This is a genomic window from Niameybacter sp., from assembly GCF_036655075.1.
Lineage (GTDB): Bacteria > Bacillota > Clostridia > Lachnospirales > Cellulosilyticaceae > Holtiella.
The window spans coordinates 1-10,611 of record NZ_JAVVQU010000011.1 but is presented as its reverse complement, the minus strand read 5'-3'; the positions used below and the strand labels follow the sequence as shown (position 1 = coordinate 10,611).

At 36.9% G+C, this 10,611-nt stretch carries 10 protein-coding genes; 8 read left to right on the top strand and 2 right to left on the bottom strand.

From position 1 onward, the window contains the following. The first annotated feature begins 186 nt into the window (after positions 1 to 186). The 3 genes from RRY75_RS04670 to RRY75_RS04660 all read left to right on the top strand — a co-directional run bounded on the left by RRY75_RS04670 (position 187) and on the right by RRY75_RS04660 (position 2,601). Complete coding sequence (locus tag RRY75_RS04670; protein ID WP_332528665.1) at positions 187 to 1,401, top strand: nucleotidyltransferase domain-containing protein; 1,215 nt, start codon at positions 187 to 189, stop codon at positions 1,399 to 1,401. Positions 1,402 to 1,423: 22 nt separating this feature from the next. Continuing rightward, positions 1,424 to 2,353, top strand: a complete 930-nt coding sequence (locus RRY75_RS04665) for a hypothetical protein (RefSeq protein WP_332494608.1) — start codon at positions 1,424 to 1,426, stop codon at positions 2,351 to 2,353. A 74-nt stretch (positions 2,354 to 2,427) separates the two neighbouring features. Continuing rightward, positions 2,428 to 2,601 carry a hypothetical protein gene (locus RRY75_RS04660; RefSeq protein ID WP_332494607.1) on the top strand — a complete coding sequence of 58 codons (174 nt, stop codon included), beginning with the start codon at positions 2,428 to 2,430 and terminating at the stop codon, positions 2,599 to 2,601. Positions 2,602 to 2,681: 80 nt separating this feature from the next. Here RRY75_RS04660 and RRY75_RS04655 read toward each other — a convergent pair whose 3' ends face one another. Next, positions 2,682 to 3,485: a phosphodiester glycosidase family protein gene (locus RRY75_RS04655; RefSeq protein WP_332494606.1), complete on the bottom strand. Its 804-nt coding sequence runs from the start codon at positions 3,483 to 3,485 to the stop codon at positions 2,682 to 2,684. A gap of 118 nt (positions 3,486 to 3,603) precedes the next feature. Beyond that, positions 3,604 to 4,338 (bottom strand): LytR/AlgR family response regulator transcription factor, encoded by a 735-nt coding sequence (locus RRY75_RS04650; RefSeq protein ID WP_332494605.1) that lies wholly within the window; start codon positions 4,336 to 4,338, stop codon positions 3,604 to 3,606. Positions 4,339 to 4,599: 261 nt separating this feature from the next. Between RRY75_RS04650 and RRY75_RS04645 the strand changes: the two genes are divergently transcribed. The 5 genes from RRY75_RS04645 (at position 4,600) to RRY75_RS04625 (ending at position 10,604) form a co-directional block, all read left to right on the top strand. Further along, on the top strand, positions 4,600 to 6,948 hold the full coding sequence (locus RRY75_RS04645) for a LuxR C-terminal-related transcriptional regulator (RefSeq protein WP_332715821.1): 2,349 nt from the start codon (positions 4,600 to 4,602) through the stop codon (positions 6,946 to 6,948). 171 nt (positions 6,949 to 7,119) lie between these two features. Continuing rightward, complete coding sequence (locus RRY75_RS04640) at positions 7,120 to 8,265, top strand: DegT/DnrJ/EryC1/StrS family aminotransferase (protein ID WP_332494473.1); 1,146 nt, start codon at positions 7,120 to 7,122, stop codon at positions 8,263 to 8,265. Next, positions 8,256 to 8,864: a sugar transferase gene (locus RRY75_RS04635; protein WP_332528646.1), complete on the top strand. Its 609-nt coding sequence runs from the start codon at positions 8,256 to 8,258 to the stop codon at positions 8,862 to 8,864. The genes RRY75_RS04640 and RRY75_RS04635 overlap by 10 nt, the downstream gene beginning before the upstream one ends. Positions 8,865 to 8,878: 14 nt before the next feature. Then, positions 8,879 to 9,499: an acetyltransferase gene (locus RRY75_RS04630; RefSeq protein WP_332494470.1), complete on the top strand. Its 621-nt coding sequence runs from the start codon at positions 8,879 to 8,881 to the stop codon at positions 9,497 to 9,499. A 28-nt stretch (positions 9,500 to 9,527) separates the two neighbouring features. After that, complete coding sequence (locus tag RRY75_RS04625) at positions 9,528 to 10,604, top strand: glycosyltransferase family 4 protein (RefSeq protein WP_332527913.1); 1,077 nt, start codon at positions 9,528 to 9,530, stop codon at positions 10,602 to 10,604. The last annotated feature ends 7 nt before the right edge of the window (positions 10,605 to 10,611 follow it).

Sequence of the window (10,611 nt, the reverse complement as noted above, 5' to 3'; positions counted from 1 at the left end):
CCATACTATATTCAAAATAATAATATAAGAGAGTATAGCAAAAAACTTTTTAGGTTTATTTATAAGCTTATAATGAAATTGCAGATTTAGTTCATGAGAGAAGATAGTTATTTATATACATATATAATTGAAATAGGTGAAGAAAGCAGTTATGTTAATAGATGACAGTGTGTAAGGGGGATAGGTATGAGAAAGATAGAGCAACAGTTACTTGTTTTAGTAAGAGCAGCAATGAATGGTAGAAAAGTTGAAGAGTCAGAATTAGGGAATGTAGATTGGGAAGCGCTCAGACAAGAAGCAAAGGCACAAGAGTTGACAGGATTTATCTACTCGGCTATAGGAGAAGAACTTAAAAGGAAAATGCCTCGGGCAAGCTTAGAGAAATGGAAGCGTGTGACCATCAAGACAGCTATGAAGCAATTCAAGCATATGGGGCAAATAGAATATTTGATAGGGAAATTAGAACAAAAAGGAATAGAACTTATTGCTTTAAAAGGCATAGTGATTAGAAATCTATATCCCAAACCTGAACTTAGAACCATGTCGGATGGGGACTTTCTCATACAACAAAAAGACCAGCAACGTGTTCATGGACTTCTTATAGAAGAAGGTTATATGGCAGAAGAGGAAACACCACTACATATTAGGTATAAGCATGTACAATATAAACCTGTCGAGATGCATACTACCCTTAGACATGGAGAGATATTTGAGGAGATTTCTTGGGATGAAAAGTCTTTGTGGGCGGATGCTATAAACGTGCATATAGGAAAAGAAAAAGTACTTTCATTAGGACCTACAGATTTACTCTTCCATGGATGCACGCATATTGCAACCCATTTGGTAGTGTCAGGATTTGGTATACGTCAACTTATTGATATTGCACTTATAAGTAAACACTATAAAGCACAAATAGATTGGGAGAAATTCGTGCAAGAAGTGAGACAGTGGAAGTTAGAGCAATTTTTAGTCAATCTATTTTATGTAGTACATTTGTTGTTAGAAATAGAGATACCTATACAAATTGAAGAGTTAGGAAAAGCAAATAAGAAAGCAGCTAAACTGATGATAGACCTTATATTTGAGGGGGGTACAAGAGGTAAGCGTAACTTGAAAGTAGCCCTTAGTCATGGAATAGCAAGAGAAAAGAAATCTAAGGCTACTGGAAGTACAAATGGTAGCTTCATACGATTTATTTTTCCTAAAGCTTCAAGTTTAAGTCATCAATATAACTATGCTAAGAAGTATCCAATCTGCTTACCTATAGCCTGGGTACATCGATTACTGTTTGGAGAAGGACATAAAACGTATCAATTACAAGAGCAATGGACTTTTATTATAACAGGGATGAGCGCAGTTGGGAAAAAGAAAAAACTTTTGACATTGCTAAAACTTCAATAAGATAAGAGAAGGGAAAAAGAAAATGAAGAGATATGAATATAAAGCATATGGACTCAATATTATATCTGAAATGGAATTGCCAGAACTTATGAAACAGCCCGAACCAAGTACGAATTATGATGTACAGATTACTTATGGGGAGTTACCGACATCTGTACAAGAAGGCAGAGAAATGAATGGCATACGTTGCTATGAAGAAGGCTTAAGTTGGTTTTACGCATCATCTATTGCGACTTACTGTATGATACAAGGAAAAGAAATACGCATTAAAGAGGATATAGGAGCTAAGCCAGAACGCGTACGTGCTTTCTTACTTGGAAGAGCATTAGGTATGCTCATGTTTCAACTCGGAACCATTGTTATGCATGGTGCTGTAGTGGATATAGATGGAAAAGGAATTATTATTACCGGTAAAAGTGGTATGGGAAAATCAAGTTTATTAAATGCCCTAGTTAAAGCAGGACATCCCTTTTTAACAGATGATGTAGTTGCTATTTCTAAAGGAGAAAATCACTATAGAGTAGAACCAGCTTATGCTATACGTAAACTTTGTTATGATACAATGGAGAGATTTGGATATAACATTGAGGATGTGAATGTGAGAGATCAACGAAAAGATAAATGTACACTGTTGGAAGTCAATCGATTTAAGGAGATAGCTAGCCCGCTTACAGCCATGTATGAAATAGTAGCAGAGGATGTAGAAGAAGTAAGTATTAGGAAACTTAAAGGTATGGATAAAATGGATGCTTTCCTAAGAAATGGATACTGGATGCATAGCGTATACAAAAATATAGGTTTGCCCAGAGAGATACTTAAGCAGATGATACAGATTGTCAAAAGTATAGAAGTGTATACTATTACAAGACCTCAAAATCAATTTACAGTAGAGGATCAAATGCAGGGGATGTATAGGACATTAGAAGACGTTCAACAAGAGATGATTTCATGAGTAAAGCATGAGCTAGATTAATCAGTACCCGATTGAGGTATTATTAATAATAAAGAATAGAAAAGGGGAAAAGTATGAAACAATGGGAAAGTCCACAACTTAAAGAATTAGGTGTAGAACGTACAGAGACTAAAATGGATGTTGTAGTAGGTATACCTTCACCATTTGACAACAGTAGTTCAAGTAGTCCAAATCCGAGTGGTGAAGGTGACAGTAGTGAGAGTTCGAATGATGGGGAACGAAGATAATCGAGCGAACCCTGAGAAAACACATAGTGAATAATCAATAAGAGGTGATGGGTTTATATAAACCCATCACCTCTTATTGATTACTCCACAAAATACAAGATATCTGAATAAGGCCTTTGGATAAATCTAGAAGGATGGTTGACTACTTTACCTTTGAAATATAAGGTAGTAGATCCACCACCGTCTAAGGCATAGGCCCAAGTACAGCCAAGCGCTTGGTAAATGTCTACAGCCTCTTGATAAGTCATGCCAGGGCAGTTAGGACGTCTACCATCTGCAACGATAATGATGTATTCATAAGGTGTTCTTTGTCCAATAAGTGTTCTTGGCGCACGGTCTGTACTAAACCATGGTTGAGCAGCATAGTTTGCCACTTTTCCATCTACAATCAGGTCTGGAGAAAAGTCCCAGGTGTGTACAGTGCCATCTTCTAGCATCTGACTAGCCGTTCTTTTCCCATATTCACCAATGAAGAGTGTACCATCTTGACGCATTTCTAGTGGGGCGCAGTCAAAAACTTCGTCACGGTAAATGATACCGTTACGGATGACAATCCCTACATCATTAAAGCCTGTGGCAGCACCATTGATGGCAAGAATAGCATCATGTTGGCGTGCAATGGTGCTGACAAATTGTTTGTCTTTCCCGGGAAATGTGTCGTTAGCAAAAGCAGCTTGGACTTGCTGCATATCTTGGACTTGTACGGTTGCAATCCAATATTCCATTTGTTGTGCCTTATCTTCAATATGTTCTAGTTGAATATTTAGGGTGTCTGATACATAAGTTGCATCTTTGCAACGATGAACAAGTCCAATAAGCCCTAGAGTACAAAGTAAGAGAAGCGCAAGGATGAAGAGTGTTTTGTATAACCAATGTTTTTTCATCTTTTTATAACTCCTAACTTTAAATAAGAATAAGTACGGTGTAGCTCCTCTTTAGTATACCTGTAGATAAGCAAGGAAGAAATTATATAAAGGCATACAAAAAAACAAGCTACCGCTATTAATAGGTAGCTTGTTTTGATTTAAGTCCTTCAGTGAAGACATAGGTATGATAGCGTTCGCGTAAGTTACAACGGTCTTGAAGACGAATAGGTACAACTTCTTCATTTTTCAAGAGAAAACTATCATTTTGTAGGGCCTTTACATAGTCCATGTTGACCAGAATACCGCGATAACATTGAAGAAAACAGCGTTCGTCTTGTACCAAATTCAAGAAAGTTTTAAAAGACATATAAGTTTTTAACGTCTCAGAAAATCTATGTATTTGTATACCGTTGTGCATCGTGTCTACATAAAGGATATCATCTAAAAAGATACGTTGTGAGATACGATTAATCGTAATCGCCACAGAAGGCTTTTGACTAATATTTTGCCTAGAGCATAAGTCTAGAGCAGTCTGGATATTGGCATAGGTAAAAGGTTTAAGCAAATAGTAACAAGCTTGTACGCGATAGCCTTGAATAGCATAGTCTGCACTACGACTCATTAAAATTAAGTTGACAGTGGGGTCAAGTTTTCTGATATGTTCAGCTATTTCTAAGTTAGGCATGTTGACAAAATCTATATCTAAAAAGATATAAGAAAAGGTATGTCTCGAAAAACATTCAAAAAAAAGATGAGGGTGATTGAATGTTTGAAGTGTCAAAGGAATAGACTGTGTTTGGCAATATTGACGAATAAAATGTTTTGCTGAGCCTTCACATTTAGAATGGGGCTCAAGAATTGCAATGTTCAAAAGTATACCTCCTTAGGCTAGTACAAAATTGGGGGAGAGTATATTGGGGGGGATAAAAGTATATTAGTATAACTTATAAATATTTTAAAATAAATAGATATTAAAGTGTATATAAAAAGTATATAGTTGGATAAAAATTGTTTTAAACCTTATTAATATCATTTTATACCATATGCGTTGTATATTACAAGATAATATTTTAGACTTTTATCTAATATATGGTAAAATAATCCAATAGATAGAAAGTAAGGGGAAATGGAAGTGAATAAGGGGAATCAAATTAAAGTAGTGGGGAAAATGGCCAAGCAAAAGTTAATGCATATACAAATGTATCCATTGACCATTGTAACAGCACCAATGGGGTATGGGAAAACCTTAGCTGTACAAAATGCATCCAGTCAAAGTAAAGCCAAAGTGGAGTGGTACGATGAGAAGGTCCCTCTTTGGCAACCAGCAGAAGGCTATACAGAGGAGACCTGGGTTGTATTAGATAATTATCATAAGTTTACAGATATAGATATATACTATACAGCACTCATGCAAGTGATAAAAAAAGAGATTAAGCACTTACATATTATATTGATTACTAGAGTAATGCCTACTTTAAGTATAGAAGAAATGCGTTTTAAACAGGAGTGCCAAGTTGTAGATTGTGAGGATCTGAAACTAACAGGGGAGGAGGTTAAAGAATATTTAGAGTGTAATGCAATAAGTATTCAGGATGAAGAAGCACAGGCTGTAGCCGAATATATAGGGGGATGGCCAACAGCAATCTACTTGATGAAAGAAAATTATATGAACTATAACCATTTATACCATAAGTATAGTTTGTTCAATCTTATAAGAGAAGGCATTTATAGCATGTATGAGGTGTCCTATCAACATCTTTTAGTTACACTAGCGGGTATTGGACCTTTTAAAATGGAAGACTGGATAAATATGAAAGATTATGCAAAATACTTAGAAGGTATACGCAAAATCCTAAAAGATAACCTATTAAAGTATGACTACAAAACAGGACATTATAGCTTTACACCGTTAATGATAGATTTTTTGCAACAAGAACTGGATTTACAAGCACAGGGGGAACTTTCAGAATCCTGCAAATATATTGGAACGTGGCATTTGACTAAAAAAAATTGGAATGAAGGCTTTAAGTATTTGATTAAAAGTGGGAATAAGGAACAATTTATGAAGTGCCTACAAGAAGTACCCTTACAAGGTTACAGAGATATAGATAAAGTGGCTATGAGTAAAATCTTCAATCAAATCGAACAGTCCTTCTTTGTTAAATATCCTATAGGTGGCTTGAGGTTGCTATACTATTTTCTTTTTTACAAAGACCATAAGCAGATACAAAATATCTTAAATCAAGTAGAGCAAGCGCTTTTGCAAACAGATACCTTAGAGGATGAAACCAAAGTTAGGATTCGGGGAGAGATTTATGCAATCAAAGGAATTGTAGCCAGTGAAAATGTAGCAGGGATAGCGGAAAACTTAGAAAATGTTGTAGAGTGCTTACCAGAAGGATCGAGTATTGTAAATGGTTTGGATATGTTTAATAGACATTATATCCATCTTAGCTATAGATACCATACAGCAATAGGAAAGTACGAGAAAAATATTAAGGAAATGGTACAACTGATGAAGGCTTATAGTAGCCTAAAATATATCTATAGTATTGAAATGCAGTATTTGATTTATGCTGAGTACTATATGTATAGAGGGGAATGGGAAGAAGCTAAAAACTGTGCATCTAAACTTTTTTATAAAACAGATATTTCTAAAAATTATGTGATGCGTTTGTGCAGTGAACTTATTCTAGGCCGTATTGCACTAGGCTGTAGAGATGAGTATCAATGCAATAAATACTTAAAGAATATAGAAAATTATCAGCCTTATGAGGAAAGTAAAACGTTAAGAGAGATTAGAGACATTGGGGTAGTATATATCAAAGGATGCCTAGGAGATGCTAAAGAACAGTTCCAAGAGAAGGATCTAAGGGAGATTTTGGGTAATGTACAAGAACAAACGATAGGAATAAGTACTTATATAGCTTATGCACAAGTACTCATAGAAAAGAAAGAATGGATTAAACTAGAAATTCTTCAAGATGTAGTAGGCGAAAGTCTAGCAAATAGCCGTAGTATTTTTGGACAAATCTATTATTATGTGTTTCAAGCTTTGTGGCGTAGTTTAACAGATCATCCAGAAGAGGCAAAAGCAATGTTGAAAAAAGCTATAGAAATAGCACAAGTAGACAAAATTACATTACCTTTTAAAGAACGTATAGAAGTACTTACACCTGTACTTACTGAACTAGGGAAAGAAGAACGGTTTAAAGCTTTTATATTGCCTTTACTACAAGACAGCAAGAAATTGCATTTGGAGGATACCCGAAAAGAGGAAACGCCTCATAAGGCGTCTAATGCTTGGGGGCTTACAAAAAGAGAGTATCAGATTACCCAACTTATTAGAGAAGGATTCACCAATAGGCAAATTGCAGAGCAACTTTATGTAGCCAATGTGACAGTAGCCAAGACAACTTCTAATATTTACAAAAAAATGGGGGTCAATAATCGAATCGAAATGATTCGGAAAATGGATTGAAATAACAGTTTTTACTGATTTTTATAAATGTATATACCTATAACATGCATTATGTATATATACTTAGATAATTTACCTTATGTCTATAACTATATAAGATAGTGGAGAAACCATCAAGATGAGGTGTTCTATCTTGATGATTGTAACAAAGTAGGAATAGGGGAAATCAAAATGAAAAGAATCTATTTATCATCACCCCACATGGGAGAAAAAGAACAAGTATATGTCAAAGAAGCATTTGATACCAACTGGATTGCACCAGCAGGACCACACATTAATGCTTTCGAACAAAGACTTGCAGCATATATCACAAAGCCTTATGCCGTTGCTTTAAGCTCAGGAACAGCCGCCATTCACTTGGCATTAAAGGCTGTAGGTGTGACAAAAGGTGATATTGTCTTTTGCTCTACTTTAACTTTTGCTGCAAGCTGTAACCCTATTTGTTATGAAGGGGCTACACCTGTATTTATCGATAGTGAGCCAGACAGCTTTAACATGAGCGCACGTGCACTTCAAAGAGCCTTTGAAGACTACACACCTAAGGCTGTTGTAGTCGTCAACTTATATGGTCATTCAGCGAACTTAGATGAAATTGCAGCAATCTGTAACTTATACGATGTACCTATTATAGAGGATGCAGCTGAGAGTTTGGGGGCTACATATAAAGGAAGAATGAGCGGTACAATAGGCAAGGTAGGTATCTACTCCTTCAATGGCAATAAGATTATTACCACATCAGGTGGGGGCGCACTGGTATGTGATGATGAAGCTGTGATGGAGAAGGTTAAGTTTTGGTCAACACAGGCAAAAGAGCCTGTGAGATATTATCAACACGAAGAACTAGGCTACAACTACCGCATGAGCAATGTATGTGCAGGCATAGGACTTGGACAGTTACAAGTACTGGAGCAGCGTATTGCTAAAAAGAAAGCTATTTATACCTTATATAAGGAAGCTTTTGGGGACGTGCCAAAAATTGAAATGGCACCCATTGATCCTCAAGGAGAACCTAACTACTGGTTGTCTGTTATGAGCATCAAGGAAGGTTCTACAGTTACACCGCTAGACATCATACTCGCTTTAGAAGAACAAAATATTGAAAGCAGACATGTGTGGAAACCTATGCATCTTCAACCTGTTTACAAAAACCATGCATTCTATAATCATTATGAAGAAGGCATAAGCGTAGCAGAAGATTGGTTTAACCGGGGGGTATGCCTTCCTTCTGATACAAAAATGACAGAAGAAGAACAAGTACGGGTTATCCATATTGTAAGAAGCTTGTTTGAGGCGGTGGAACAACAAGCATGTATGTAAAAGTTAAGCGTTGGATAGATTGCTTAATGGCTCTTTTACTTATTTTGATAGGCTTACCTATTATGGCAGGAGCTGCACTGCTAATTAAGATTGAAGATCCCAAAGGACCGGTTTTGTTTAGGCAAAGGAGACCTGGAAAAGATGCAAAAATTTTTACCATTTATAAATTTAGAACGATGGTCATACAAACAGACGATGAGATGGGAAATACTTTATCAGACTGTGCGCGTATGACCAAAGTCGGCAGCTTCTTAAGAAAGATGAGTATTGATGAGTTGCCTCAGTTTTTCAATGTACTCAAAGGGGATATGAGTTTTATAGGGCCACGACCACTCTTAGAAGAATATTTACCATACTACACAGAGGAACAACAAAAAAGACACAATGTACGACCAGGTATTAGTGGTTGGGCACAAGTCAATGGTCGCAATACGATTACTTGGGAAGAAAAGTTCCAATTTGACCTATGGTATGTGGCACATATAAGCCTTAAAACAGACTTATATATTGTGTATAGGACACTATATAACGTCTTAAGGCGAAAAGGAATTAATAACAGTCAAGATAGCACAATGCCAGCCTTCGGGTCTGTAGAGTGAGGATGGTCGACTAAATGAATAATTTGTTAATAGTAGGTGCAGGAGGACAGGGGAAAGTCGTTTTAGACTGTGCACAAAATATGAAATGTTTTGATGAAATTCACTTCTTAGATGACAAAAAAGTAGGGCAAGAAGTGCTAGGACACAAAGTGATTGGTAAGCTTGTAGATGTGCAGTCCTTGAGGGAGAACTATGCGAATGCCTTTGTGGCTATAGGCAACAATAGATACAGGCTTCAACTGATAGAAGACTTACAAGTATTAGGGTATAAGATTCCTATTCTTATTCATCCAACAGCCATTATTAGTACCTATGCCAAGATAGGTATAGGTACCATCGTTTTACCAGGTGCCATTCTAAATGCTGGATGTGAAGTAGGAAAAGGCGTGATCGTCAACACTTCCGTAGTGGTAGAACATGATTGTAGGATTGGAGATGGGGTACACCTTTCTCCCACAGCTAAGATGGGTGGGGAAGTCACTATAGGAGATGAGACATGGGTCTGCATTGGGGCAACCATTATCAATCAAATTACAATAGGAAGCAATTGTGTGGTAGCGGCAGGAGCTGTCGTCATCGATGACATAGAAGCTCAAACATCGGTATATGGTGTGCCGGCAAAACCTAAATATTAGAGGAAAATCAAATGAGGGGGGAGAAGAGATGAAAGTATTAGTGATTGCCAACTATGACCTAGGCTTATACAAATTCCGCAAAGAACTTTTACAAACTTTATTAGAAGAAGGTCATGAAGTAGTCATTGCACTACCTTATGGGAAGCTTGTAGACCCTCTCATAGAAATAGGGTGTACATTTAGAGAGATACCCATGGAGCGAAGAGGGATGAATCCTATAAAGGATTTGGAACTTTTGATACGCTACTACAAACTCATTCAACAAGAAAAGCCTGATAAGGTGCTCACTTATACCATTAAGCCCAATATCTATGGAGGATGGGTAAGTAGATGGTGTAAGGTGCCTTATTATGCTAATATCACAGGGCTTGGGACAGCTTTTCAAGGGGAAGGGGTACTAAAAAGGATGATTATCTTCTTATATAAAGGGGCACTTAGAAAAGCAAGTATTGTATTTTTTGAAAATGGGGAGAATCGTGCCATCTTCTTGAAATACGGCATTGTTAGTAGTGAACAAGCTATAGGCTTACACGGGGCAGGTGTCAACTTAGAAGAATATCCATATATGTGCATGCACTTTGATGGGCATCTCAAGTTCCTTTTTATTGGACGACTCATGAAGGAAAAAGGCATTGAAGAGTTCTTCAATGTAGCACGTCGCATTAAGGTAGAATTTCCCTATGTAGACTTTGAAGTGGTAGGTCCCTTTGAAGAAGACTACAAAGAAACGATAGAACGACTAGAAAGCCAAGGTATCATTCACTACCATGGCTATCAAACAGACGTGAAACCCTTTATTGAAAGTAGTCACTGCTTTGTACTGCCTTCCTACCATGAAGGTATGGCAAATACTTTGCTAGAAGCAGCAGCCATGGGCAGACCACTCATCACCTCAGATATACCGGGGTGTAGAGAAGCGGTATATCACAATGGGTATACGGTGAAGGTACAAGATGAAGAAGCTCTATATAACAAGGTCAAATCCTATATTGAGATAGATATAGAAGATAAGATTGAGATGGGGATTCAGTCTAGAAAGCATATGGAAGATAAGTTTGACAAGAAAAAGATTGTAGAGAAAACATTGGAGTATATGGAGGCGTAAGGGGGAG